Raw genomic sequence first — 25,745 nt, 5'->3', positions numbered from 1 at the left:
CTTCCCACCATTTTTTCTAATTAAGCACGACGGCTGAACTGAAATCTCCTCTGTTGCAACACCTGTTCGTAAAGTTTTTCCAATTGGGCGATATTGCGGCTAAGAGTATAGCGCTCTAAAACTCTCGCTCTTGCTTTTTGTCCCAACCGAACTGTAAAGTCTGGATGGTCTCTCAGCAAAGGTAACAGAGTTTGCAACTCCGACCTCACCCGCTGGGGATTGAGAACTACACCGCATCCTTCTTCCAAAACTTCACCATCTGCGCCGACATCCGTAGCCATACAAGCGACTCCGCAAGCCATTGCTTCCAGGAGAGATAGGGAAAGTCCCTCTGCCAAAGAAGGCAGTATAAAAACATCCGCACCGCGCAGGATTTCGATGCGACGTTGCTCATCGGCGACGAATCCCAACCAAAGGATACCGTATTCGGAATCGTAAAAAGGCTCTAAAGCAGGCCGTAAAGGCCCATCTCCGACAATGAGTAACTTGCAATCCGGCCCCATTTTTGCTTGTACCCAAGCCTTGAGTAAGGCTTCCACATTTTTTTCGGGGGCAATTCGACCTTGATAAACAAAGATGCGTTCTGCATCAAACTCAGACTTGAGCTGAGAAGGGCCGGGGGAATATTTTTGGACATCAACCCCGTTGGGAATTACGGCTACTTGTGGGGCGGGTACAGCCATTTTAACCAGTAACTCGCGCTGCATTTCCGAAAAGACGATCGTGCGATCGTAATTAGCCAGGAAAGGAGCGTAGAGCTGGTAAGCCAGATATTGCGTTCCCGACTTAATTTTTGCACCTTTGCGAGCGTAGGGAGTGTGGAACGTAGCCACTAAAGGGATATCGAGCTGCTCGCAAATTTCCGGAAGTACGAAATCTAGGGGAGATAGAGTCAGAGAGGCGTGAACCAAGTTTGGTTTGAGCTCCCGCAGAGAGTCCATCAAAACCTTGCTAGACTTCAGTGTGGGAATCGTATAAACCTGAGATTTGTAAAGAAAAGGCAGAGAAACTTCCGAACACTCTGGCCAGTTGACGGCATCGGGTTGTTCTTGGGCAAAATGGAGAAAGCTAACCCGGTGTCCCTTGTCTAGCAAAGCGTTGGTAATTTCCCGACTGTAGGTGACATTGCCGCAAAAGGGTGTTTTTTTTCCAAGCCAAGCGATGTGCAGCATTTATAGGCTAAAGGCTAAGGGCTAAAGGCTAAAGGAGATCGAGCTAATGGCTAAGGTTTATGTTCGTTATTCATCGTTTATCGTTGCCGACAACAAACTGGGAACAACAAACAATCAGCCGACCATTAATAACTCGGTTTGTCAGCTTTTGTTAATGTGTGAGAGCTAGTACGGCAAATATACCAGGTAAATAGCCCTCCTGCGATCGTAGCCGCAGCTAAAACTAGAAAAACAGTCTGCAAACCCAAGAAAGTCTCTGCCACACCAGCCAGCGCCAAAGGCAAACTCAGAGCAATATTAATGGCATTATTTTGTAGGCCAAACACTTTACCGCGCATTTCTGGAGGAGTTTCTTTTTGGATCGCGGTTTGCATCGGCACAGCCACCAAAGAGCCAAAAGCACCCATCAGCGTTACCAACAGCAGCACCATCCACAAATTCCGTGTAAATATGGACATACCGATCAAAGAGACAGCCACACCCGCAGAACCGCACAAACTCAGCCCGGTACTGGAAAAACGCTGCCCCCAGTGACCTAAAACAGCGGCACCGATGCCCATCCCGACGCCTCCAGCCGCCATCAAAAAGCCAAACTGGGAGGCTTTCATTTGCGGGATTTGTCCGGCTACACTGACTGCGAGTACAGATAGAGCGGCAAATACAGAAAATAATACGATTAATTGCAGCAACGCAGCGCGGACGCGACGCTGTTGTTTGAGATAAAGAAATCCGTCGCGTAGGTCTGCCAAAATATGTGGTGGTTCGTGTGCTTGCGTATCCTTTTTTTCACCAGTTTTGAGCAGCAGCAGAATCACACCTGCGATCGCATAAGATCCTCCCACCAGCAATTCTTTGCCGATATCTGTTGCCGCACCGAAGTTGTGCGTGAGGGTATCTGCGATCGCTAACAGCGGTTCCCCTACCGCAAAGCCAATAATCACCGATGCCATCATCGTGGTGGTATAAAGCGAATTTGCCGATAGCAAATGGCGACCTTTCACCACCAATGGAATTGCAGCCTGTTCCGCAGGGGCAAAAAATTGGGTTAGGGTAGAAACCAAAAATGTCACCAACAGCATCAGACAAAATCCCGCCGGTAAACCTCCCAGAGATGGCCAACCTTTAGAAAGCCACAGCAGCGATGGTAAAGCGATTACCAGACCGCCGCGCAGGAGATTTGTGGCCACCAATACCGTTCGTTTGGGCCAGCGATCGACAAATACACCAGCCAGAGAACCAAACAGCACCGCTGGGATGGTAAAGGCCATCATAATTCCCGATACCCAAGCGCTCATGGTCTGATTTTCGGTCTGAAATGCGGAGTCGATCAAAGCAATCATCAGCACCAGATAAACTTTATCTGCTAGCTGGGAAAAAACTTGACCGCTCCACAGTGCCAGAAAGTTACGATTTTTCAGCACCGGTACAAAGCCGAGTTCTGGGCTATTTTCCTCAGATTCCTGGGTTTTTGGGGTCAATTCTGGCGGAGATTGGCTGATAGCAGCACCGTTAGAGGCGGCGGGAACGAAGCCGTTGTTTATGGGTATTTCTTTGGCAGCAGTTTCGGCAAGCTCAAGATGATTTTGCGATCGCCTATCTGCACTCAAAGACACATCAGTAACCGAGGTTGGCATCGATACACTTTCCTTTGGGCGATCGTTGTGGTTTTCGGGCATCAGGGATTGGGATTTGAGAACTGGGGTATGCTGAATATCTTTCCCGTTCCCCAATTCCGGTATTGCCTCCCTTAAGGATGGGGGGCTAACGGACAAAATCGGTGTTTCCAGATCGGAATCAGACCATTGCATCATGAGTGAGGGGCAAATCGGCTCTCAAGCAAAATAGGTATCCATCAAAGCACCGGAGCGAATCTGCCGTCCGAAATGATATTCCGTATACTGTCGCAAAATTCGTTCCACAGATCGCCAGCTGGGGTCTGAGAAATACATATGGAATGAATTTTCTTGCACGAACGGTAGCTGGGGCTTCGGTAGGTGCTGGAGTAGTGCCAGCTCGATGGCGGAAAGCTGGCTGTTGAGTGTGAGCATTTCTCGCTCAGATCCGTCAGTTTGTAAGGGCGGGACGATTTCACCTTGACTTTCTGCCGTTTGGGTGGTGATGCCTCCCTGAGAGGGGGTGGCATTTCGCTCCGCGACACTAACTGGTGCTTCTTGTGCAGTGTACAGCGATCGCGACACCTGCAAGCGTCCCCGCACCGACAATCGCCCTTCTGCTTGCAAACGCGCTAGCGCTGACAAACTTACCGTCCCACCAGCTGTCGTGCTAAAGCCGACACGCCACTGTGGGGCGCTGAAGTCCGGTATCAAGGGTTGCTGGGTGAGGCAACACGCTTGAAGCTGGGGCGCAATCCCGGAGAGGGCTAGGATATGAAACACCGCATGGGCGAGATGAGCTAAAACTGTATATGAGTTTTTTGAAGTTGTGCTGGGCAACTTTTCTAAACGCCCCAGATGTGTGTTTAGCAAGCTAAAAAGTTCTTCTTGAGGTTGTTCGCTTAAAGCGCAACACAGTATTATTTCCGCCAAGTATTGGCTGGCAGAAAGTTTGGCCAAATCTTGACTCAGACCTGGGTAAGATTCTAATGTTTCTGCCTGGGTAATTTTATCGAGCGATCGCCCTTTGGCAATCAGCAGCTCGTTCACCACAAACGACGCACTCCTTCCACCCAGTTTTGAGTTGTGCTTGCGAGAACCGGGCGCTACTGCCCTAATCAAACCAAACTCCCGCGTCAATATCGTCAGCAGCCGGTCTGATTCGCCCAAGGGCATACTTTTGAGATTAATACCAGTAGCTTTGTATACTCGACTCATAACTTGGGGTATTGGGGAAATGGGGCACTGGGTCATAGAAAGGGAATGTTTAATGTTTAATATTTAACTTTCCCCTCATCCCCTGTCTCCTTCTCCAGGTTATCGCGCTGACGGAGCAAATCGGGTCCGCCAGATGTGCCTAAGCGGGTGGCTCCGGCCACAATTAATTCGATCGCCTGGGTATGAGTGCGAATACCTCCCGATGCCTTAATACCAACACCTCCTTTCGTTATTTCTCTCAACAATTTCACGTCTGCAACTGTTGCGCCTGCGTACCAACCCGTGCTAGTCTTCAAAAACTGTACGCCCGCATCCATACATATTTCAGCTGCCAGTCGTTTTTCTGCATCTGTCAGCAGGGCAGTTTCTAAAATAGCTTTGACGGGTTTCCCGGTTTCTTCACAAATTTCGGCTATTTCACGATGTATTTCGCTAGTTTTACCAGTTTTCAACCACCCCAGATTGATTACTACATCTAACTCTGCGGCACCATCTTCTACGGCTTCTTGCGCTTCGTAGAGTTTCACTGCCGAAGTTGTCGCGCCCGCAGGAAAACCTATGACCGTACATACCTTTGGTGTCTTGCCGTGCAGAAGTTCGGTTGCTAACCGCACGTAGGTAGGGTAGACGCAAACCGTCGCAAAATGAAACCGCTCTGCTTCTTCGCACCACTGCCGCACTTGATTTGGGGTAGCCGTTGGATTGAGCAGTGAGTGTTCGATAAAGGTCGCAATATCAATGTCTGGCAAGTGTGCCGCCATCGCTGTTCCTCTGTGAGACCTATTGTTAACTTTTATCACAAAAATAAGTAAATTAGATATAATTCCACAAACTTCGCCTAAACGACGGATTCGGGAATCTCAGTAATATGGCGATCGCGTCTTTTTCTCGGTTCGATTACGTGCGGATCGACACCGCAATGTTTAGCAGCTTCCGACATTGTAATCTTTAACAATTCTGCCTTTTCCAACAACTTTTTTTCGCCTGTTGGTTTAACTGGAGAGATATCCAAAGCGCGGATAATTTCTGTTGCTATTGCTTTTGCTAATAGAGGTGGAACAGAATTTCCCACTTGTCGAAAACCGTGCCATTTTGTTACGTGGAATCTGAACCAATCCGGGTAAGAATGCAGTCGCGCCGCTTCTCGCACGGTGATACATCTCGGCAGGAATGGATGAATCGGTCGAGGTGAAGTAAAAGCGCCCAGATTGCTAGCTGTTCCTGCTCTAAGAGTGTTACAAATACCGTTTGGATCTAATTTATAAAAGTGACTGATTTTTTCTATTTTACCTTGTTCTGTATTATTAAATCTCTCAATAGATTCCGGCGAGTGATTTGTCCGCCTACTTGAGGTAATAATTTGCGGGTCGAATGCGCGATCGTAACCATAATCGCTATCTGCACCATAGCGAAGTTTACGAGCATAATCGCTCGGTTCGCCGTATTCTGCTATGGTTGAATCTTGTTTGAGTAATTCCGGATAATCTTCTACTGTTGGCAAGTCTCGTATGGCATCCCAAACTGTTGGCACAATGGGAAGATGAGAGGATAATATTTTTTGCTTTTTATGGGATATTGGTTTATTAATTGCTGTAATCGATTCGGGGTACTTAGGCAAAGATAATCCTCGACGACATCCCAGGAGAAATAATCTGGAGCGATTCTGCGGCACGCCGTAATTAGCGGCATTGAGGACTCGGTAGTTTTCTTGTACTTCATAGCCATTATCTTTAAAATAAGCGATGATATTTAGGAGAAATTCCTTATGTTTGCCAAGTGTAAGACCGGGGACGTTCTCGAAGACAAAAAACTTAGGATTTAGTTCGACAACTAAACGCTGAAATTGAAATATAAGCCCATTGCGCGGATCGTCTAAACCGCGTTTTCCCATAAGAGAAAATCCTTGGCAAGGCGAACCGCCAAACACAACATCGATATCGCGATCGCCAATACCGGAAATATTTCTAATCTCCGAACCGTTAGTGTTAGCAATATTCAGACATAAAACGCGCCAAAAGGGGAAATTGTACTGATGCGTGATACAATGAATCGGGTCTAATTCCACAGCAGCTAGCACGTCAAACCCAGCTTGTTCAAAGCCAAGGGTCATGCCACCAACACCGGCAAATAAATCTACACCAATAGGTCGTTCTTTACTTTCCATTCAATCTTGAAGATAACTGATGAGAAACCGGGTTTATTTAGCTATTGAAACTCGATATTTCATTGCTTTAACCCAAAGGAACCCGGTTTCTGGGAGAGCTGAATTGGTGTTATAGATGAAAATTAATGAGTTATGAGTTTTCAATTTTGAATTTATAACTCATAACTCATTGTTTCTTGTTGCCCGGATCTTTAGCGCAACCAGCCTGCTAATTTACCAGGGGATTTAAGATTAATATTGCTGTTGTTTTTGCCGTGGAATAGCTTCAAGCCTAAACTTTTAACTGACGACCCTTCCTCTACTTCCAGCATTGCGGTGAGAACTTCAGCTACTCGGTCATAATTAGATTGCGCTCTGAGACGATCGGACAAAGAACGCAAACTGTTATCGATGATATTTTGTGCTTCGGTGTCATCTTTGACTGTAGCCAGTCGGGCGTATAAAGAGTTGAGTTCCTCTCTCAGCAAGCTCATATCGGCAGAATTTGGCAGCTGTTTGAGCATTTGGACGATCGCAGCTTGGCCATCCTTTGCTACCGTCCCAGTGCTAACCTGGCTGTACACAGGGGCTGGAACGCTAACCGGCGCTACATTAGCTGGTTGTGGGGCGGGCATGAAAAGCATAAAGGTCGAATAAACCACACACTGGACGCACATAATTAGCCACTCCTGCAACTCTTCTTTAACAGACTGTACCAGTTTTAGCATCAAGAAGTGGTTTTGGCTTTACTATTTAGTTGAAAAGGTCTATACTTTCCTCCTAAAGCTTCGACGATCGATCGCGTGTTGGCAATCATCATTTTAATGTAGGTATCTCCGTCACTGCCTTTAGCACCGATCGAATCGGAATAAAGTTGCTTGGGCGCTAATTTTACCCCGGCTTCCTGAGCTACTGTCTTAATCAAAGCCGGATTAATTGTTGTTTCGGCAAATATCGCCGACACACCCGTCCCCTTCACTGAATCTACCAGTCGCCGTACTGTTTGGGCACTGGGTTGTTCCTCTGTACTGATGCCGATCAAAGTGCCGACAACGGCTATTCTATAAGCGCGGGAATAATATTGAAAGGCATCGTGAGTTGTGATTAGTTTGCGCTTGTCAGCTGGGATAGTGGCAATTTGTTGTGCGATCCAGGTATCTAACTGTTTCAATTCATCGGTCAGTCGTGCTGCATTTTGGGTAAATTTTTGTTTGTCTTCTGGCGATAGCTCAATCAAGGCATCGCGAATAGCATTCACCATCCCAATTACATTTTCTGCATCTCCCCAAACGTGGGGATCTGGCACTACTTCACCTTTACCTTTGTCGAGCTGTAACGGTTTCACCACTTCCCCGACTGGCAACTTACGCGCTTTCCCACCCGTCGCGTTCATTAGTTTAATCAATCCCGGTTCCAAGTTGTAGCCGTTATACAAAATCAGGTTAGCTTTCTCTAACGCCAGACTGTCTGCCGGTACGGGTTCGTAAACGTGGGGATCGGCACCCGGTTGTAAAATTCCTTTTAGTTGAATTTCATCTCCCCCTACTTCTTCTGCTAAGTCGGCGATGATGGTGCTGGTTGCTACTACGACAGGCGAGGATGCCTGTCCCACAGGTTTGACAGGCGGGGACGCCTGTCCCACAGGGTTTGAGGTGGTTTGAGTACATCCGTTCAGCCAGAGTGCCAGCAATACCCCAGCTATTGCCAGCCATTCGTATTTTTTGCGTCCCATGTGAGCGATCGCTTTTTTCTATCTTGAGTATTGTGTCCTTTAATAGATGTTTTCATATTCTTTTCATTTTTAGACTATGCTCATAGAAGGCAGTATGGGAAGGCACTATGAACACGGTTACTTGGCCAGGGGACGGTGATTGGCGACAAATGGTATGCAATCTCAAAGATTTCGCCGGCGAGACGCCTGCACTACAAGCAAGGATAACGATCGCGAAGCTGAGCGTTCAGTACCGCACGGTAGAGGCGTTGCGGGATGTTAGCTGTGTTGTCAACAGCGGACGCCTAACTGGGATTATTGGCCCAAACGGTGCGGGAAAAAGTACTCTGCTCAAGGCGATGCTGGGTTTAATTCCCGTTAGCGGCGGTACGGTGCTGTATACTGACGCTGACAAGCGGGGACGCCTGTCCCACACTGATGAGGGTAAACCTTTGATGGATCGAAGGGAAAAAGTTGCTTATGTACCGCAGCGATCGCAAATCGACTGGACTTACCCCGCCACTGTCTGGGATGTGGTGATGATGGGTAGGATCTCTAAAACTGGCTGGTTTCGTCGTTTTTCAGCTGCTTCTCGGCGCGTCGCTCAAGATGCACTGGAACGGGTGGGGATGAGTGCATATCGCGATCGACCGATCGGACAACTATCGGGAGGACAGCAGCAACGAGTATTTTTAGCGAGAGCTTTAGCACAAGAAGCAGATGTTTTCTGCTTTGATGAGCCGTTTGCTGGCATTGACCAGAAAACTCAGTCTATAATTTTTAATATTTTCCACGAACTCGCCGATGCAGACAAAACTGTAATTGTGGTTAACCACGATTTAGGCGAGTCGATCGCTAACTTTGATGACTTGATTTTGCTGAATACAGATTTAATTGCTGCCGGTTCTCGTCAACAGGTGTTAACTCAAGAAAATCTGTACCGCGCCTACGGGGGTCAGGTAATGTTTTTTGCTAGCGCAGCTGCTTAGTTGCAGAGCAAATAATGACAGAGTATTTAGCTGGGAATGCGCCAACAGCAGAGCGACTCCAGGAATGTATAGAGTTTTTTCATGCTAATGCTTTTCTCGTCATTCACAATGTTTTGACACCCGAACAATGTGAGTTATGAAGAAACGATTTGGATAAAGCTCTCATCCAGGATATCGGTCAGAAAAAAGCTGTCGATTCTCGCCGGATAATGAAGCGAATGTTCGAGCATTCCCAGCCTAATTTAAATTTGTTTGATTGGGAGCCGATCGTAATTCAGATGTGACTGCATTACGCCTTGATTTTTTATCCTGAGTTACAGCAGTCGCCAAGGCGCTTAAGTCATTCTTAATTCCACCAAACCGTTGATTTAGACGGTTCTTACCCTGGCCCCTAGCCCCTAGCCCCTAGCCCCTAGCTCTACTATGTTGGAAGCTTTAATTGAGCCGTTACAGTACGGTTTTATGCAGCGATCGCTGATCATTGCCATTTTAGTCGGCTTGCTGTGCGCTGTCGTCGGCAGTTATTTGATGGTGCAGCGCTTAGCTTTGCTGGGAGATGCGATCTCTCACTCGGTTTTGCCGGGATTGGCGATCGCTTTTATGTTGGGAATCAATATTTTTATTGGCGCGTTTGTGGCTGGCGTGCTGAGTACAATGGCGATCGCTTGGATTAGGACGCGATCGCCTATCAAAGAAGATGCCGCGATGGGAATAGTTTTTTCGGCTTTCTTTGCCCTTGGCATTACCTTAATTACTATTATCCAAAAAGACAACAAAATTGACTTGAATCACTTCTTATTCGGCAATATTTTAGGCGTCACAAGTGAGGAAGTTTGGAATACTGCATTCATTGCCGGGATTGTACTTTTTGTTGTTGGTTTGCTATATAAAGAATTACTCTTTTATACCTTCGATGCCTTGGGCGCTCAAGCCGCTGGTTTGCCAGTTAATCTGCTCAATTTTGGCTTAATGTTGCTGATCGCATTAACGATAGTTGCCAGCATGAAAGCTGTAGGAGTTATCCTAGTTTTATCGCTGTTAATCACACCGGGAGCGACGGCATATTTATTAGTGAAAAGATTGCATCAAGTGATGATTTTGGGTGCGGTGATTGGGATTATTTCCAGTATCAGCGGAATGTATTTGAGCTACTTTTTCAATTTACCTTCTGGCCCAGCTATTGTTTTGGTAGCATCCGGATTATTTGTACTGGCGCTGCTGTTTAGTCCCAGTTACGGTATCTTCACACAACGCCATTCCGATACTAAAGGATTTGCCATTTGGAGAGAAATCAAACAACTGATTCGCTGAGGGAATCTCTAAAGCGAGTAGTTTGTGGAAATGAGGTGTGTTACGAAGACAGTTAACACACCCTACAATTAGTTAACTACATACTCAGCACTCAGCACTTAATATGACAGTTCGCGCTTTTTTCCAGTCAGTTAAAGTAGAGAATATCACTGCACCCTACGACACAATTTTTTTAAAGGTGCTATATCCAGCGCGAATAGGAAGTGAAAATATCCAAGCCTATCAAGGCATTATACCTGCCGACTCCGCAAAGGCTCCATTTCCAGTTGTGATTTTTTTTAGCGGATTTAACTGCGAACCGGCATTATATCAGTGGTTGGCGGTTGAGCTTGTGGAACGCGGATTGGTGGTAGTTACATTTGCTTGGGTGGCTGAATACCTGCCAGGAATAGTCGGTATAACTCCCGGAGTTAACGTGGCAATGTCTGCACCTGATACTTACGGTACTGGTGCGACTGCCTTGGCGTTACCTGCAATATTAGCAGAACTCGATCGTCTTCAGAAGCAGGGAATTTTGGCAGGAATGCTGGACTTGCAAAAAATCGTTTTGGGCGGACATTCCGGTGGTGGTAGATTAGCTTTAGAAAATGCTGACCCGCGATTTTATCCTCAAGTTGCAGCAGCTTTTTCTTATGGTGGCCATAGCGCCGCCGCTACTATACTGGGGTTTGCACCGGGTACTTTTTTACCTTTGCCTTCTGAGTTGCCAATGCTTCTAATTGGTGGTACTAGAGATGGGGTAATTGCTGCTAGCAGGGGAATGTACGGACTGAGTAAGGCAGATCCCGGTAAGTCGATTGAGGAAACTTTTGATAAGGCGATTGTTGGGGGGAGAGAAGATTGCTATCTGGTACTTTTAGAAGGAGCGAATCATTTTTCGATTACTTATCCGCCAGATACCACGGCTGGTTCATCGCTTCTAGACCTACCAGCTACCCAACCGGAAGATAGAATTCGTTCTCTGCTAAGCGAAATTGTGGGTTTGTTTATCGAGGCTTATGTTCGGCACAAACCGGAAGCATTACAGGCGCTACAAAATATGCTAATAAATACTAATGCCTTAATAGCTTATTGTCAGCAAAAATAAAAGTTTGCTAGCAGAATATACCTCTTTTTAGGTGAGTTTATTGCCAAACTTAGATGCACTATGCTATAATTAGTTATCGATTTTTGTATGTAGCTTAACTTCTAGTTTATTTGACGCCTTCTTCCTAAATTTCTTTCTTTCCACTAGGATTGCAAGTATGACGGCTGCACCAAGTCCGAATATAACAGAGGGTTCGGGAACTTTGCGGGTGTACTGATAAGATACTTTCAAATCCGAACCTGCAAATGTATCGACATAGGAAATGATGTTGCCGGTTCCTGTAACTTTCGATTTGGCTTCGGCTGAAAACAAATATTCTATGTTTGCCGTACCAATAAAGGTAGATAATTGGCTACCAGTGAAAATTTTTTGTCCGGTTTGTTGGGCTGTTACTCCGTCGATCGTCTTTCCGGAAGTGCCAGCAAAATTTATTATACCATCGTACTTTGTGACGCTATAATTGTATAATTTTTTGGGATTCAATTCAAATAAAGACTGCCCATTTAAGTCTTTTAATGTGAGCAAACCGCCCAACTCCACTGTGATGCTAGTTGACTTTGCATCTTTACTTTCAAAACCAGCACCTCCTTCAAGCAAGCCTGTAAATTCGAGGCTTACACTATTGAGTGTGCCTAGTTCTGATGAATTGAATTGTGGCAAAAAAAGAGATTCGTCGATGATATCTGTGAGACTGGGAGCTAAGGAAGTAGAGCAGATGCGAGTGGCATCATGACCTGCACCATCGATGGTGGAGCAAGTAAAGCTAGCTGCCTTAGCAATGTCGGTAGTTGCCATAACTGCTGTTAATGCTGTCACAGCACTTACTGCTTTGAAAAAGTGTGCTTTCATTTTCCCTTCCCTTCCCTTAGTCTGCTGATTGAGCCAGTTTAATAAACGCGCTTTTTATTTAATTTTTAACTTATCTTTTTTGTTATGTAAATTGATAAATGCACTTAAAGGGTTTTGAAAATGGCTCTGTGTAAATATTGAGATAGTACTTTTGTAGAGTCTGTATTTAACGAAAGGCAGTACGGGGATAAATTTTACGCTCATCAATTTTAAAACTGGATGCGATCTGACTGAGAGTTATATTGGAAAACGATCGCACCGATGTATCCCAAATCCGCTTCGATTACCCTCGTTATTGTGGGAGGGAGTCCGGAAGTAGAAAAAATTATGCACCTCACTCATCCACAAACTGCGATAAGTCCTTGCACTCAGCCAGACCCAGCTATGGGCAGAAATATTACTGAGTATCGGGCTATACAATTTACTGACTTTTACTTAGTGAGGAATCTGGCTGCGTATGACAATACGAGGGTTGATTTTTACTGACATCAATTAGAACAATCTATCTGCGGACAGAGGCTCGCGCCACTGCCAGTTTCTATCTGGAGGGTAACGTGTTCGATCGCAAATCGATCGTGAAGCTCTTGGGCTATCCGTGCTAAAAAATCATCGCCTGGGTGTCCTTCCGGCATCACCAAATGAGCGGTTAGTGCAATTTCTGTTGTACTCATACCCCAGATGTGGAGGTCGTGAACTTGAGTTACATCGGCGAGTTCAGATAAGTAAGTTTGTACAGCTAGGGGTTCGATACCTTCCGGTACGGCATCTAACGCTAAATTAAGCGAATCTTTGAACAGTTCCCAAGTACCGACGACAATAACTATAACGATAATTAAGCTCACAACTGGATCGAACCACAACCAACCAGTTGACAAAATGGCGATCCCAGCGAGTACAACGCCAACAGATACTAAAGCATCGCCAGCCATATGCCAAAAAGCGGCGCGAATATTCAAATCTCCCTTCCGTCCGGATGCGAAAAGTAAGGCAGTTGCTGTATTGATGGCAATTCCCACAGCTGCGACTCCGATGACGACACCGCCTGTTACCGGGGTGGGTTGAATTAAGCGTTGGATGGCTTCCCAAGCGATCGCACCTGTGGCAATAAGGAGGAAAATCGCATTTAATAAAGCTGCCAAAATTGAAGAACGACGCCAGCCATAGGTGTAACGGGGGGTGGTGGGGCGACGGGTGAGAATAGCAGCTCCCCAAGCTAGCAGCAGTCCCAAAACATCGCTGAGATTGTGGCCTGCATCGGCTAGCAGGGCTAGGGAGTGACTGAAAATGCCAAAAACGGCTTCGCAGATGACAAAGCCGGCGTTGAGGGCGATGCCGATCGCGAAGGCGCGGTTATAATTTGCTGGTTCGTGGCTGTGATGGCTGTGGTGGTTTGACATAATTGGGTCAGGACAAAGAATAATAATTTTAATGCCAGTGGGTAGTGGGTAGTAGTAAATCACAACCATAACGGACAATTGACAATCCCGGTCGATCGTCTGTTGGTCTGGCTGTCTTTGCTATATTGTTGAATTCGATCTAAAGTGGTGTTACCGGAAACAGTGGTAGGTAATACCTGGAATACTTGTGTTTCTAGTGGTTTTATGCTATTGGCAGTTCCATCTATTTCAGATGCGATCGCTCCCCATCCCCAACTGACAGGTGACACCGACAACCAAAGGCATCCCGAATATTGCTGAGATTAGCTGTAAAGAATTTTTCATAATTTTCCTCTTGAAAATTTCAGAATCATTACGCTAATCTTACTAAAGATGTACGTAAAATCCCTAGTATTTTATGAATCAAAATATACAAAATATTCTTGAAAAAAGATGATTGTATCTGTAGAAAGAGCCAGCTCGTAAAAAATTTAGTGAATAATTATGTATAGATGAAAGATATAGGCGACCTTTAGTTTTAAATCCGCAAGAGGAAAAAAAGTGAAAGCAAACATAATTCTTAAAATAGCCAAAGAAGAACCAGATAAATTACAGACAAGAGCATCGTTCACTCAGTTAATCGGACGCCTATTCAGCTACGTTTGGCAGAACAAGTTGCCGTTCTTTGTGGCTTTGTTAGTAATTTTTGGCCTTTCTTGCGTTCAGGTGTTGATTCCGCAGATTACTCGCTACACGATCGACTATATTATTCCCACCAAAGATTTTAAAGCTTTGCCTTGGGTAGCAGGTGCGATCGTCTCGATTTCTCTGCTGGTAGGGATTCTCAATTTCTTACGCAGTTACATGATGTCGCTGTTCGGACAAAGGACGATCGACAGCATCAGGAACGACCTATACAGACACATCCAAAAGCTCTCCATCAGTTTCTTTGACAATCAGCGGACAGGGGATCTGATGTCGCGATTGTCTCAAGATGTGAATGCGATCGGCAACTTAGTGAACAACGACATAGCCGACATATTCGCCGACATTTTCACGTTTGTGGTGATTGTTGCCTATCTTTTTACCGCCGATTGGCAAATGACGCTGCTACTGCTGATTACTTGGCCGTTGATGATTTATCTCAATCAGCTTTTTGCCAAAGTGCTGCGAGGTGCTTACCGAGATGTCCAGCAACAAGCAGCAGCAGTAAACAATCAAATCCAAGACACCATAACAAATATTAACGTTATCAAATCTTTCGGCAATGAAAAGTATGAAATCGATCGGTTTTCCGAACAGAGTCGCAGCTACATGGAAGCAAATATTCGTGCCGTTCGCTTGTGGTCTTTGTTCTTTCCAATTATCGATATTTTAAATAACCTCAGTAACGTTGTCGTGCTGGTATTCGGCGCTTGGGAAGTGATGGTCGGTCGGATCACAATTGGGGAGTTGGCAGCTTTCCTGGGATACATTAATTTAGTTACTCAACCGATCAAACGTTCCACTAAACTAATGAATCTCCTGCAACTAGCTCTAGTAGCGGCAGAGCGAGTTTTTGAAATTATGGATACCCAACCGGAGGTAGTCGAAAAAGAAGAAGCGGTTACTATTACTTCCGTTTTGGGGAGAATGAAGTTTGAAAATGTGGAGTTTGCCTACAATAAACGAGAGGCTATCCTGCACGACTTTAATTTAGAAATTAAACCGGGGACGACTGTCGCTTTAGTTGGTTCTTCCGGTGCGGGAAAAAGCACGGTTGCCAAACTAGCGGCTCGCTTTTACGACCCGACAAAGGGACGGATTTTGCTTGATGAATACGACCTGCGAGATTTAACTGTAGAATCGCTGCGGGAGCAAATCGGTATAGTTTCTCAAGAAACTTTTCTTTTGTACGGTACGGTGCGCGATAATATTGCTTACGGTAAGTTAGACGCGACTGAAGAAGAGATTGTGGAAGCAGCGAAAGCAGCTAACGCTCACCAGTTTATTATGAGCTTCCCAGAAGGGTATAATTCTATAATTGGCGAACGGGGAGTGAGACTATCGGGGGGACAAAGACAGCGTTTGGCTATTGCCAGAGTTTTGTTGAAGAATACTCGCTTCATTGTACTGGATGAAGCAACTTCGGCTCTGGATACAGAATCAGAAAATTTGATTCAAGAATCTTTGGAAAGGTTATTTAAAAATCGCACAAGCTTGGTAATTGCACACCGCCTTTCCACTATCCAAAATGCCGATTTGATTGTTGTAATGGAACAAGGACGGATCGTAGAAAGTGGAACTCATACAGAGTTACTGGATCGAAGCGGCAGGTACGCTCAATTGCACGCTCTGCAATTCCCTCAAAAAAGTGAAACGGAAGCAAATTCTGAGCTTGTATATGTAAGCTGAAAATGATTTTTTGGGCGAGGTTTAACTGATTTGAAAGGAGTGCGATCGGCTCAACAAAGATTGAGAAAATCCAAATTTTAGAGAGTACAAAAAGGAGAACAATAGGGTGGAAAAACAGATATCGCCAGATAGCAGTACCTTCAAGCAGAGCGAAACATTCGCATCCGATGATTGCGGTCTCGTTTACATAGCGACAAAAGATGTGTATGTAAAAGCTGCCATCCTCAGCGCCAAAAGTGCTAGGGAATACATGGGCGATCGCATCAAAATACACATTTGGGCCGATCTGCCCGATCTATGTACAGAATCTGGAGTGTTCGACTCGATAGGGCAAATTGTCAATCCCCATCGTCGATCGAAGGTGGATTATTTGCCCGAAACTCCCTTTCAGAGAACTCTCTATTTAGACGCCGATACCAGGGTAGTCAGCGATATAACAGAAATGTTCGAGTTGCTCGATCGATTCGACATCGCAATGAGTCATGCCCACAGAAGATCGGGCCCTAAAAGTCAAAGGCAATGGCGTCGGGAATTTTCTACGGCTTTTCCGCAGTTGAACGGCGGCATTATTCTTTATCGAAAAACAGAGAAGGTGATAAAGTTTTTGGAAAGCTGGAAAACAGCTTTTCATGAAGCAAATCTCGGAAAAGATCAGTTAACTCTAAGAGAATTGCTATGGGAAAGTGACCTGCAAATCTATGTACTGCCCCCAGAATACAACATCAGATACGAAAAATATCTTGATGTTTGGACTGAGGAAGAGGCTATGCCGAAAATCTTGCATATGAGAAAATTTATTGACGAACTTAAAAACGAAGTGCAAGCTCTATCCAAGTAATAAATTGCCGGAGGTATTTTTTGAACAATAGTATGAAAGTCTGTTTTATCACTGGTGTAGGTCACTCAGGCACAACTCTACTGGGACTGATTTTGGGCAGTCACTCAAATGGTTTTTTTTGTGGAGAAACGGAAAATACTAGAATTTTACAAGAAGCAAATAAGCCTTATGGTAAGGGCGTTTGCAAAATATGCGGCCCAGAATGCTCGATCTGGAGCAATATTGAATACAGCCCAAAGCTGTACGAAGAAATATCGGACAAGACGCAGAAATCCTTCATCATAGACTCGACAAAGAACGGGCCTTGGATAGAACAGCAGCTGGTAACTGTGAGAAACTCTTCGGTACAGCCTTTTTTGATTTTAATGCAAAGAGATGGCAGAGCGTCGATTAATTCCTATATAAAAAGGTATCCGGAAAGAGATATTAAAGGATTAATTGAGAAGTGGGTTGCCAAGATGCAAAGAAGCAATGATTTGTTCGCTCGATTTGAAAACAAAAAAATGAAAATTCGTTATGAAGAACTAGCAACAAATCCAGAATTAGTCGTTGGCAATATCTGTAAATTCCTAGAAATAGATTATCAGCCAGATATGCTGAATTTCTACCAGCACGAACATCATCCGCTGGGTGGAAATGACGGTACTCTTATTTTAGTTGCCAAAGGACAAGGAGAGAAGGGAAAAGAAGCTTTTGTCAATAGTTCTAACTGGAAGATCGATTATTACCGGAATCATAACCTGGGAATTAAGTTAGACGATCGCTGGAAGCAGGAACTAGATCCAGCTATTCAAAGTTTGTTTCAAGAAATAGCGGGCAAAGAGAACGAAGAGTTACAGTGGAATTAAAGTTAATATTATGAATAGAGCGGATAATTTGAATCTGCTTGATAGAAACTTTTGGCAACAGTTGTGGGTCATCGCCAAACCTTACTGGGTTTCGCCAGAAAAAAAGAGAGCGATCGCATTGCTGTTAGCGTTGGTGGTTTTGAGAATAGCGGTCAGTCTAATTCAGGTATACAGAATTTATCTGGAAAGAGACTTTATGACCGCGATTTCTGAAAAGCAAGTTGAAACATTTTTTCAAGTATTATCCGTCTACTTCTGTATGTTTGTCTTAGCTACCCCCATACAGACAGCACGCCGATATGTAGAAGAAAAATTAGGTTTGCACTGGCGCAGGTGGATGACCGATAATTTTCTCAATAAATATTTCCGCGATCGCGCTTACTACGAAATCGAACATAACAACAAAGTTGACAACCCAGACCAGCGAATTTCCGAAGATATCAAATCCTTTACCAAGGGCGCTCTCACATTTTTATTGATTATCATAGGTGAGGGTTTTGACCTGATTCTTTTTATCGGCGTTCTTTGGTCTATTTCTCCTACCCTGGTGACTGTAGTCATCCTATACTCCGGTTTGGGTACTGCGATCGTAGTTTTGGGAATGAGGGTATTAATAAAATTAAACTTTATTCAACTCAAACGAGAAGCTGACTTTCGTTTTGGCTTAATTCATGTGCGAGAAAATGCCGAATCGATCGCTTTTTATCGGGGTGAAGCTCAAGAGTTAGGGCAAGTTAAAGAGCGTTTTAATAAAGTTTACAGCAACTTCGATCGCATCATTAATTGGCAACGAAATCTAGAATTTATTACCAGAGGTTATAACAATATCGATAATGCCATACCAGCTTTAATTGTGGCTCCTATGTATTTTGCCGGACAAGTTCAGTTTGGAGTTATCCTGCAATCAATTAAGGCTTTTAAAAATGTTTTAGAGTCATTGTCAATCATAGTAAATAACTTTGATAATCTCAGCGCTTTTGCCGCTGGAGTGCATCGCTTAACAACTTTTGAAGAAACTTTATCAGCACCCCATTCTTCCCTTTCTGGCGCTACTTCGATCGATACAGTTGTCGATTCTCAGGTGTCTTTGGAACATATTACTTTGTTTACCCCAAAGCAAGAAAAGCTTTTAGTCAGAGATGTTTCAGTTGCGCTACAACCGGGTGAAGGGTTGTTAATTATGGGGCAAAGCGGTTCGGGAAAGAGTTCTTTATTGAGAGCGATCGCCGGTTTGTGGACTGCTGGTACCGGGCGTTTGGTGCGACCGCAACTGGAAGAAATGTTATTCTTACCCCAGCGACCTTATATGCTTTTGGGTTCCCTGCGACTACAGCTATTGTATCCCAACACCGATCGTCATATTCCAGACGATCGACTTTATGAAGTTTTGAAGATGGTAAATTTAGCTGAGTTACCGGAAAGAGTTGGTGGTTTTGATATTGAATTAGACTGGGCAAATATTTTATCCTTGGGAGAACAACAGCGTTTGGCATTTGCGCGACTGCTGCTGACAAAACCGCGCTATGCCATTTTAGATGAATCGACCAGCGCTTTGGATGTCAAAAACGAGCGACTTCTTTATCAACATTTGCAAGCGAACGGTACAACTTTGATTAGTGTCGGTCATCGTCCCAGCTTGTTAGCATTTCACCAGCAAGTTTTGGAAATAGAAGGAAATACTAATTGGCGACTCGTTCCGGCACAAGATTACCAGTAGGGTGGACAATGCCCACCTTAGCCCACCTATAAATTGGGATGAGCGATCGCTCTATCAATGGCCAGAAGAAATCGATTTATAGAGATTCTCAATCATCTTTTCTATCTCTGGCGGCATTGCCGAAAAATAAATGTAAAAACCGCCGCTATCTGACTTCTTCTCTATAACTTTGGCATAGACATCTTCACTAGGTTTGCCTGACTCATCTGCTATTAAAAAGTTCAGTTTGATATTCGTTAAAGGAGGAATCCCACTTTCACAAGTTATCTTTCCTCCCTTAGCCGAAAGCTCTACCAAACAGCCGCTTAACATAGAGTCGCTGACGTGCTTGCCATCCAGGACAGCATATTGCAGGGAGATTTTTTCAGAAAGGGAAAAGTATAGTTCTTCCTGTTTATTTAAATAGAGGTTATACGGTTCGTCGATCCCCCCAATATCGTAGATAGTAATCGGCTCTTTAACTCCTTTCGGTTGTACCTGCTTTTTGCCGTCGATTCTCAGTTTGGCTTTAACTGCATCCAAGGTTGATTGAGATATGAGAATTTGACCTTCTGTGGTATACGATTCGATGCGATAAGTCAAATTCACCTGAGAGCCAACCACACCATACTTAGTGCGTTTGGTTGAACCGATATTGCCCACAACTACTTCGCCAGTGTTGATCCCGATCCCCATTTTTAAGGGCGATACACCTAACTTGTTCATCTCTTCGTTAACGGGAATCATCGCCGACTGCATAGCAATAGCACAAGCAATTGCTCTTTCCGCATCATCTTCTCTACCTGTGGGGGCACCAAATAAAACTAAAATGCCATCGCCCATAAATTCATCAATGGTACCCTTATATTCGGTAATGACATCAGCCATATATCCCAAATAAATGTTGAGAATTTTAACTACTTCTTCCGGAGGCAATCGTTCGGATGTGGCTGTGAATCCTCGTAAATCCGAAGTTAATATGGTAATTTTTCGCCGTTCGCCGCCGAGTTTAGCTCCGGTGGGATTTTCTAATAGATTGGCGACCACATCATCGGTGAGATAGCGACCGAAAGTTTTGCGAATATCTTTGGCGGTTTTAGCAACATAAGCGGTGATAGCTACAACAGAACCTCCCATTGCCAAAAGCGAGGGAATTACGGGAATCCACCAGCCATTTATAAATGCTAAAAAACTGCCACCGATCAGACTGCCGCCAGCAACTACAAAGCCAGTAGATAGGAGGAGGACTTCTTTTTTCGTGACTCCCATATCTCGCTGTACCCAAGCCAATGCAGCGCCTACTACCGCCCAAGCTAAAATCCACAGCCACTCAAGGGGTTCGCTCCAAGATTGGATGGCACTCCGACCGTCAATCGCCGCGCTCAAAAGGTGACTGGCTATATTGGCGTGGATTTCTACTCCCGGCATTTGTTGTAGAGATCCGAATTGAGCGATGCTGTAGGGTGTGTAGAAGAGGTCGTTGAGACTGCGAGCGCTGGCACCAATTAATGCTATGCGATCGCGCATCAGCTGGGGTGGAATTTTGTTTTCCAGCACTTCTGTCATCGTGATGCGGGGAAAAGTCCCCGCAGGCCCGCGATAGTTTAAGAAAATTTGGTAGCCTTTATCTTCTGCATTAATATAGCTGCCATCATTACCATTAAAAGGAACAAGTACAGCCTTACCCAGCTTGTATTTCTGCTGCGATCCATCCAGAATCTCTGGCTTAATGCCTTCCTTGTTCAGATATGTTAAAGCTAGCTTTACTCCCAATCCGTCTAAAGTTGCTTCGTTCTCGTATAAAGCTCGATCCTTCGTGACTGGCACAGTTAAATAAAATCGGCGAATTACGCCATCTCCATCCCACGGGAAATCGTTGGCGGCAACTTGGTCGGGATATTTTAATCCTGGCGGTGCGCTAACTGTGTCCTGCTCAATATTACCGGCGACTTTCCTGACGCCAAAGAGATTAGGCGTACTCGCATACAGATTGCGTAACGCCTGATAACCCGGTTCCACAGGCTTTTCTTGCTTCAGTAAATCGGGTGAAGTCTTAAACAAGTTCACCAGATTCTCGTAGTCTGGGGGTACTTGCAAATCTCGATACAAATCGAGGCCAATCGCTCTAGGTTGCTGTGCCTTAATATTACCCAGCAATTTAGCCAGAACAGCATCAGGCATTGGCCATAGTTTGACTTTGCGGACATCGGCTTCCGTGATATCCACGATAATTATGCGATCGTCAACTGCTTCTCTGGGACGCAGGATAAAAAATCGATCCAGCAATGTCAACTCGAATATTTGTAAAAATCCGATCGAGCGCATAAGCAGCACTATTATCGTGACGCTAGGAGCAGCGATTAATATGCCCCGCCATTGCCAAAGAAACTTTTTGAGGTTTGTTCGCATAGCTTTTATTTGCCCGATGATTAATTATCCCTTGTTCCGCAACTGTTTAGCAGAGTAGCTTTGAATATATTCTGGCTCTGCTCGATCGCCTCAGATAGAGGTATGAGCCGCTCTTTTAAGTTTCCACTATTGACAAAATATTCTGCTTGTGTTAACTTACTCAAACTCATCGGTGCTTTTAAGGCCAAATTAGCTCCAAAAAGCAACTGTTAACAAAGTATATTTTGCCATAGCTTGAGTTAAGTTACTTCCGATCGCGCTTTTGGTTTTTTACAGTTATAGGTTAAATCATTTTAACTAGAGCTTCTATAAAATTCACTAGAGCTTGTATAAAATTTTATAAACCTTGCTTGCAGTCTGTTCCGTAATTAGTGATATTCTACGTTTTAGGTATATTAACCTTAAAGGTTGATACACACAGGATTTTAGGTATTGTTGTATCTAAGGATACTCATTTTGCCAAACATAGCAGTAACTGAAAAAAATGGACTGGCTAACGCAAGAAATCTTAACCCAATTATTTAACCTGTTCACAGCTAGTTTGTTTAAACTGGGAGATTATTCTGTATCGATTAGTTCAATATTTGTACTGGTAATATCGCTATTAATAGCTATTTTTACTTCTAAGGCTCTTAGTAATTTCCTGAAAGAGCGGCTGCTGGTCAGAATGGGAATTGACGAGGGAAACCGGGAAGCGATCGCCGTAATCGTTCGTTACGCAACAGCAGCTTTAGGCATCCTGATCGTATTACAAAGCATTGGTTTTAACCTGGCTTCTCTAGCCGTATTAGCCGGAGGTTTAGGAGTGGGGCTGGGCTTCGGCGTCCAAGATTTAACCACCAACTTTGTCAGCGGTTTGACATTATTGGTCGATCGACCGATCAAGGTGGGAGACTATATTGAACTAGAAAATATCACGGGAACAGTCAAGAAAATATCTATTCGTTCAACTATCATCAATACCAATGATGATAGCTCGGTGATTGTTCCCAACAGCAGCATGATTGGCAACAAAATTGTTAACTGGAGCTACGATAGCTCCTACTGCTGTCTCCGGATACCCGTAGTAGTAGCCGATGATAACGATCCCCTGCTAGTGACTGAATCACTTTTAAGCGCTGCTTATATGGAATCGGCAATTTTATACAACCCCAATCCCAGAGTGCTGTTTGTAGGTTTTACCGGACAGGGCTTTAAATTTGAACTTTTAGCTTGGCTTGACAAACCCAATAAAATAGAATTAATTAAAAGTTCTTTGAATTTTGCCATTGAATACAATTTCCGTGAAAATGGCATTAAATTTCCCACGGACGACAGAAATTTGTGGTTCCAAAATCCAGAGGTTTTCGCACCCTTGTTGCAGAAACAAAGCTCAACGAAAATCGACCCAAAAAAAGAAACGGATATTACTGCAAGTGGCGATTCAGCTTTACAGATAGCGCCTATTCCAGCCAAGCAATTGCCTCTCCACGATTTATTGCGCCAAATAGTATATTTTCAAAATCTTAACGACTTAGAACTGCGGCAATTCATTGAAGCTGGTTATCGGCAACGCTTGGTGCCATCCCAAATTTTATTTCGCGAAAACGACCCAGGAGATGCGTTTTTTATCATTTTGGAAGGAACTGTAGAAGTTTTTGTGGAAAAAATTAACAAACACCTTGTCAACCTGACTGTGGGTCAATTCTTTGGAGAGCTGGCTTTGATGCTTGGAATTCCGCGCACTGCGACTGTAAGGGCCATAGAAGAAACCATTTTATTCGCTATAAACAAAGCTGGTTTCCAACAACTTTTACAAGAACATCCTGAGTTATTCGAGGAGATCGTTAAAGCATTAGGGAACCATCAAGAAGAACTAACGGCTAGACAAAAACAGCTACGAGAAATGGGTTTGGTCGATACAGCAGAAGACGACCAAAACCCTGTGGCTTGGGTGAGAAAGCGGCTGCAAAATCTTTTCAATCTTTAACTCAGTCATCGACTGCTTGCAAGTTCTCACCCTATGCAAGGATTTTGGATTGGCTGGGCAATGAGCAGACAAAGCTTGAAATTCGGAAAAAATTTTTGAAGATTACCCTTGAAATGGGAGGCTTGAAACCGCTTTTTCGATCCCGGATGAGAGCCAAGGCCCTTAAAATCACATTACTATAAATTGTCCAGCTAATCGTTCCAGTCAACCCCACAGCAAGTTAGAATTTTTTAATAATTTCTTCCCTAAAGAGGGTGATATTTTACGCGAGTAGTGGTAAAGAAAGGCATATCGTTGATAGAATACTACCGGAGAGTTAGGCCGTGTTATAGATTGTGATGACATTGCTTGAGCGTACCCAAACTGGGTACTGCATTCACTGACACTAACAGCTAAATATTTGAGGCAGGCACCAATGGTTCCTATTTTAAGCTTTGCAACCGCGCTCCCGGGATTTTTACCATCTCTACCAAATAACTTTGCCTTTTTCCTCATCGTATTGATCGGGGGGGGAATTGTAGCTTTTGTACTGTACATATTGCTCTTTTACGTGCTGCGAGCGTTGTTTCGCCAAATGGAAAACGATGCAGCCCTCGTCAGCTTGAGTGTTTCTCGCGGTCCAGTTCTAGTCATTTTCATACTGCTCAGCTTAAAAATTGCATTTGAGCAATTGAGCGGCGAAGGAATTCTGGGTTGGCTGGAAAAAACAATCGACGGATTCCTGATCCTGTGCGTTACTCACTGGATTTCTCAGTTATTTACTCAAGTTGTCGTCTATTACTTGAAAGCCTATGCCCGCAAAACTGAGGCGGTCTGGGACGACGTATTAATACCTATCCTCGATCGCACTATCCCCGTCCTAGCTTACCTGCTCGGTTTCTCCCTTTTCTTGCAAACATTAGGGGTTGACCTCACAGGAATCGGCTTAGCGGTAGGCAGTATTACCGTTGTAATTGGTTTAGCGGTCAAAGATATTTTAGCAAACTTCTTCAGCGGGTTAGTTTTGTTAGTCGATACGCCCTTTCAATTTGGCGATGTCATCTCCGCGAACGGGTCACTAGCAGTCATCAAAAATATCGGCATCCGCGTCACCAAACTCTACATGATCGATACCCACTGCGAAGTGTATGTGCCAAATTCGTCTTTGGGAAATCAAGACATCATTAACCTCAGTCGTCCTACTCCTCACTACGCTTATTCAATCAAAATCGGAGTCCGAGTAGATGCCGACCCGGTTGCCGCCACAAAAATCTTGAAAGAAATTGTGCTCGGACATCCAGATACATTGGGTACTCTTGAGGAGAAGCTGCAATTTTTAGACAAATTTTATGTTTGGGATGAAGCACAGCCAGGTAAGCTTTCCAAAAAGGAAGCCGGACGCATCCGCGTGTTGGCAGAAATTGATGTGAACAAACAACTGCAAAAAATTGAAGAAGAAGTAGAGGATTTGGTTAACAAAATCAAAAGTCTTGAAAGAGGCGGATTGGATCTGGACGAGCTCAAAGTAGTTCTGAAAGAATACTTAGATGTGGTGAACTTGGTTGGCTTACGAGTAGTAACAGAACGCAAAGGCAAGCGGGTGCGCTCTCGACTAGAGGAACAACAAGAACCTGCTCTGAAAACATCGCTGATCGGATTGATTAGAACCTGGTACGAAGCCTGGTTAAAAGACCCAGACTTGGTAGCGGAAGATCGCTTGATTTTACCAGAGGAATGGGAACAAAAAATTGAAGTTCTGAAGACCAAAATGAACAAACTTTATCAAAAAATGGCCAACCCCGGCGGAGATGAAACCAGGTTGGATGATTACGCAGTAAAGTTTGTAGAGTGGTTGCGAGAGAACTTCAAAGAGTCCAAAAATGCTTGGAAAGAGCCGAAGGTTCGACTGGATAACATCACTGGTGGCGGTATGGAATTTACCGTAAAATACTACGTTGACAATATCAAGTTAGAACATTGGGAGCGAGGCTACCGCGTCAACAACGAAGTGCGAAGAGAAATGATCAGGCGCTTGAGACAAGCTTACATTTACAACTCATAAAACATTCAAATTGCAGGGCTTGTTGAGAAGTATATAACTCACAAGCCCTTTTTTTAGCCGTTAGCATCGACAAAAACTTTG

General features: G+C 44.4%; 23 protein-coding genes. 12 read left to right on the top strand and 11 right to left on the bottom strand.

What is annotated here, in order from left to right; all coding sequences use genetic code 11:
- Nucleotides 1-20 precede the first annotated feature (20 nt).
- From H6G03_RS13095 to H6G03_RS13065, 7 genes are all read right to left on the bottom strand, one after another.
- A complete protein-coding gene (locus H6G03_RS13095; protein WP_190464845.1) occupies nucleotides 21-1,169 on the bottom strand; it encodes a glycosyltransferase family 4 protein in 1,149 nt (382 codons plus the stop codon).
- Nucleotides 1,170-1,297: 128 nt separating this feature from the next.
- On the bottom strand, nucleotides 1,298-2,983 hold the full coding sequence (locus H6G03_RS13090; protein WP_190464814.1) for an MFS transporter: 1,686 nt from the start codon (nucleotides 2,981-2,983) through the stop codon (nucleotides 1,298-1,300).
- Nucleotides 2,984-3,004: 21 nt separating this feature from the next.
- The gene (gene recO / locus H6G03_RS13085; RefSeq protein WP_190464813.1) at nucleotides 3,005-4,003 is read right to left on the bottom strand and encodes a DNA repair protein RecO; all 999 of its coding nucleotides are present in this window, start codon (nucleotides 4,001-4,003) and stop codon (nucleotides 3,005-3,007) included.
- A gap of 56 nt (nucleotides 4,004-4,059) precedes the next feature.
- Entirely contained in the window at nucleotides 4,060-4,764 is a 705-nt protein-coding gene (gene deoC / locus H6G03_RS13080; protein ID WP_190464812.1) for a deoxyribose-phosphate aldolase, read from the bottom strand.
- 77 nt (nucleotides 4,765-4,841) lie between these two features.
- A complete protein-coding gene (locus tag H6G03_RS13075; protein WP_190464811.1) occupies nucleotides 4,842-6,167 on the bottom strand; it encodes a DNA cytosine methyltransferase in 1,326 nt (441 codons plus the stop codon).
- A 191-nt stretch (nucleotides 6,168-6,358) separates the two neighbouring features.
- Nucleotides 6,359-6,874 carry a hypothetical protein gene (locus H6G03_RS13070; RefSeq protein WP_190464810.1) on the bottom strand — a complete coding sequence of 172 codons (516 nt, stop codon included), beginning with the start codon at nucleotides 6,872-6,874 and terminating at the stop codon, nucleotides 6,359-6,361.
- A complete protein-coding gene (locus H6G03_RS13065) occupies nucleotides 6,874-7,878 on the bottom strand; it encodes a metal ABC transporter substrate-binding protein (RefSeq protein WP_190464809.1) in 1,005 nt (334 codons plus the stop codon). The genes H6G03_RS13070 and H6G03_RS13065 overlap by 1 nt, the downstream gene beginning before the upstream one ends.
- A gap of 107 nt (nucleotides 7,879-7,985) precedes the next feature.
- On the opposite strand from H6G03_RS13065, the gene H6G03_RS13060 reads away from it, so the two are divergent.
- The 5 genes from H6G03_RS13060 to H6G03_RS13050 all read left to right on the top strand — a co-directional run bounded on the left by H6G03_RS13060 (nucleotide 7,986) and on the right by H6G03_RS13050 (nucleotide 11,244).
- Nucleotides 7,986-8,846: a metal ABC transporter ATP-binding protein gene (locus H6G03_RS13060; RefSeq protein WP_190464808.1), complete on the top strand. Its 861-nt coding sequence runs from the start codon at nucleotides 7,986-7,988 to the stop codon at nucleotides 8,844-8,846.
- Between the two features lie 14 nt (nucleotides 8,847-8,860).
- Entirely contained in the window at nucleotides 8,861-8,986 is a 126-nt protein-coding gene (locus H6G03_RS38795; RefSeq protein ID WP_255512222.1) for a hypothetical protein, read from the top strand.
- Nucleotides 8,987-8,995: 9 nt separating this feature from the next.
- The gene (locus H6G03_RS38790) at nucleotides 8,996-9,130 is read left to right on the top strand and encodes a hypothetical protein (protein ID WP_255512221.1); all 135 of its coding nucleotides are present in this window, start codon (nucleotides 8,996-8,998) and stop codon (nucleotides 9,128-9,130) included.
- Between the two features lie 139 nt (nucleotides 9,131-9,269).
- Entirely contained in the window at nucleotides 9,270-10,157 is an 888-nt protein-coding gene (locus tag H6G03_RS13055; protein ID WP_190464807.1) for a metal ABC transporter permease, read from the top strand.
- Nucleotides 10,158-10,260: 103 nt separating this feature from the next.
- A complete protein-coding gene (locus H6G03_RS13050; RefSeq protein WP_190464806.1) occupies nucleotides 10,261-11,244 on the top strand; it encodes an alpha/beta hydrolase family protein in 984 nt (327 codons plus the stop codon).
- 69 nt (nucleotides 11,245-11,313) lie between these two features.
- On the opposite strand, the gene H6G03_RS13045 is transcribed toward H6G03_RS13050, so the two are convergent.
- A complete protein-coding gene (locus H6G03_RS13045; protein ID WP_190464805.1) occupies nucleotides 11,314-12,093 on the bottom strand; it encodes a choice-of-anchor E domain-containing protein in 780 nt (259 codons plus the stop codon).
- A gap of 261 nt (nucleotides 12,094-12,354) precedes the next feature.
- Between H6G03_RS13045 and H6G03_RS13040 the strand changes: the two genes are divergently transcribed.
- Complete coding sequence (locus tag H6G03_RS13040; RefSeq protein WP_190464804.1) at nucleotides 12,355-12,579, top strand: hypothetical protein; 225 nt, start codon at nucleotides 12,355-12,357, stop codon at nucleotides 12,577-12,579.
- A gap of 2 nt (nucleotides 12,580-12,581) precedes the next feature.
- On the opposite strand, the gene H6G03_RS13035 is transcribed toward H6G03_RS13040, so the two are convergent.
- Both H6G03_RS13035 and H6G03_RS13030 read right to left on the bottom strand, forming a co-directional pair.
- A complete protein-coding gene (locus H6G03_RS13035; RefSeq protein ID WP_190464844.1) occupies nucleotides 12,582-13,490 on the bottom strand; it encodes a cation diffusion facilitator family transporter in 909 nt (302 codons plus the stop codon).
- A 59-nt stretch (nucleotides 13,491-13,549) separates the two neighbouring features.
- Nucleotides 13,550-13,759, bottom strand: coding sequence for a hypothetical protein (locus H6G03_RS13030; RefSeq protein WP_190464803.1), 210 nt, complete (start codon nucleotides 13,757-13,759; stop codon nucleotides 13,550-13,552).
- 271 nt (nucleotides 13,760-14,030) lie between these two features.
- Here H6G03_RS13030 and H6G03_RS13025 point away from each other — a divergent pair, with 271 nt between their 5' ends.
- The 4 genes from H6G03_RS13025 (at nucleotide 14,031) to H6G03_RS13010 (ending at nucleotide 19,266) form a co-directional block, all read left to right on the top strand.
- The gene (locus H6G03_RS13025; RefSeq protein ID WP_190464802.1) at nucleotides 14,031-15,863 is read left to right on the top strand and encodes an ABC transporter transmembrane domain-containing protein; all 1,833 of its coding nucleotides are present in this window, start codon (nucleotides 14,031-14,033) and stop codon (nucleotides 15,861-15,863) included.
- A 106-nt stretch (nucleotides 15,864-15,969) separates the two neighbouring features.
- A complete protein-coding gene (locus H6G03_RS37980) occupies nucleotides 15,970-16,701 on the top strand; it encodes a putative nucleotide-diphospho-sugar transferase (RefSeq protein WP_190464801.1) in 732 nt (243 codons plus the stop codon).
- A 32-nt stretch (nucleotides 16,702-16,733) separates the two neighbouring features.
- Complete coding sequence (locus H6G03_RS13015) at nucleotides 16,734-17,549, top strand: sulfotransferase family protein (protein ID WP_190464800.1); 816 nt, start codon at nucleotides 16,734-16,736, stop codon at nucleotides 17,547-17,549.
- 10 nt (nucleotides 17,550-17,559) lie between these two features.
- A complete protein-coding gene (locus tag H6G03_RS13010; protein ID WP_190464799.1) occupies nucleotides 17,560-19,266 on the top strand; it encodes an ABC transporter ATP-binding protein/permease in 1,707 nt (568 codons plus the stop codon).
- A 54-nt stretch (nucleotides 19,267-19,320) separates the two neighbouring features.
- Here H6G03_RS13010 and H6G03_RS13005 read toward each other — a convergent pair whose 3' ends face one another.
- Nucleotides 19,321-21,654, bottom strand: coding sequence for a CHASE2 domain-containing protein (locus H6G03_RS13005; RefSeq protein ID WP_190464798.1), 2,334 nt, complete (start codon nucleotides 21,652-21,654; stop codon nucleotides 19,321-19,323).
- 484 nt (nucleotides 21,655-22,138) lie between these two features.
- Between H6G03_RS13005 and H6G03_RS13000 the strand changes: the two genes are divergently transcribed.
- Both H6G03_RS13000 and H6G03_RS12995 read left to right on the top strand, forming a co-directional pair.
- Nucleotides 22,139-23,623, top strand: a complete 1,485-nt coding sequence (locus tag H6G03_RS13000) for a mechanosensitive ion channel domain-containing protein (protein ID WP_190464797.1) — start codon at nucleotides 22,139-22,141, stop codon at nucleotides 23,621-23,623.
- A gap of 415 nt (nucleotides 23,624-24,038) precedes the next feature.
- Nucleotides 24,039-25,664, top strand: a complete 1,626-nt coding sequence (locus tag H6G03_RS12995; RefSeq protein WP_190464796.1) for a mechanosensitive ion channel family protein — start codon at nucleotides 24,039-24,041, stop codon at nucleotides 25,662-25,664.
- Nucleotides 25,665-25,745 lie beyond the last annotated feature (81 nt).

The sequence above is a fragment of the Aerosakkonema funiforme FACHB-1375 genome (assembly GCF_014696265.1).
Classification (GTDB): domain Bacteria; phylum Cyanobacteriota; class Cyanobacteriia; order Cyanobacteriales; family Aerosakkonemataceae; genus Aerosakkonema; species Aerosakkonema funiforme_A.
Note: the sequence above shows the minus strand (reverse complement) of the source record. Positions and strands in the feature narration are given on the sequence as shown.

Coding starts and splice junctions, on each gene's coding strand:
- H6G03_RS13090 (WP_190464814.1), bottom strand. CDS start 2,983: ATGATGCAATGGTCTGATTCCGATCTGGAAACACCGATTTTGTCCGTT.
- recO (WP_190464813.1), bottom strand. CDS start 4,003: ATGAGTCGAGTATACAAAGCTACTGGTATTAATCTCAAAAGTATGCCC.
- deoC (WP_190464812.1), bottom strand. CDS start 4,764: ATGGCGGCACACTTGCCAGACATTGATATTGCGACCTTTATCGAACAC.
- H6G03_RS13075 (WP_190464811.1), bottom strand. CDS start 6,167: ATGGAAAGTAAAGAACGACCTATTGGTGTAGATTTATTTGCCGGTGTT.
- H6G03_RS13070 (WP_190464810.1), bottom strand. CDS start 6,874: ATGCTAAAACTGGTACAGTCTGTTAAAGAAGAGTTGCAGGAGTGGCTA.
- H6G03_RS13065 (WP_190464809.1), bottom strand. CDS start 7,878: ATGGGACGCAAAAAATACGAATGGCTGGCAATAGCTGGGGTATTGCTG.
- H6G03_RS13060 (WP_190464808.1), top strand. CDS start 7,986: ATGAACACGGTTACTTGGCCAGGGGACGGTGATTGGCGACAAATGGTA.
- H6G03_RS38795 (WP_255512222.1), top strand. CDS start 8,861: ATGACAGAGTATTTAGCTGGGAATGCGCCAACAGCAGAGCGACTCCAG.
- H6G03_RS13055 (WP_190464807.1), top strand. CDS start 9,270: ATGTTGGAAGCTTTAATTGAGCCGTTACAGTACGGTTTTATGCAGCGA.
- H6G03_RS13050 (WP_190464806.1), top strand. CDS start 10,261: ATGACAGTTCGCGCTTTTTTCCAGTCAGTTAAAGTAGAGAATATCACT.
- H6G03_RS13045 (WP_190464805.1), bottom strand. CDS start 12,093: ATGAAAGCACACTTTTTCAAAGCAGTAAGTGCTGTGACAGCATTAACA.
- H6G03_RS13040 (WP_190464804.1), top strand. CDS start 12,355: ATGTATCCCAAATCCGCTTCGATTACCCTCGTTATTGTGGGAGGGAGT.
- H6G03_RS13035 (WP_190464844.1), bottom strand. CDS start 13,490: ATGTCAAACCACCACAGCCATCACAGCCACGAACCAGCAAATTATAAC.
- H6G03_RS13015 (WP_190464800.1), top strand. CDS start 16,734: ATGAAAGTCTGTTTTATCACTGGTGTAGGTCACTCAGGCACAACTCTA.
- H6G03_RS13010 (WP_190464799.1), top strand. CDS start 17,560: ATGAATAGAGCGGATAATTTGAATCTGCTTGATAGAAACTTTTGGCAA.
- H6G03_RS13005 (WP_190464798.1), bottom strand. CDS start 21,654: ATGCGAACAAACCTCAAAAAGTTTCTTTGGCAATGGCGGGGCATATTA.
- H6G03_RS13000 (WP_190464797.1), top strand. CDS start 22,139: ATGGACTGGCTAACGCAAGAAATCTTAACCCAATTATTTAACCTGTTC.
- H6G03_RS12995 (WP_190464796.1), top strand. CDS start 24,039: ATGGTTCCTATTTTAAGCTTTGCAACCGCGCTCCCGGGATTTTTACCA.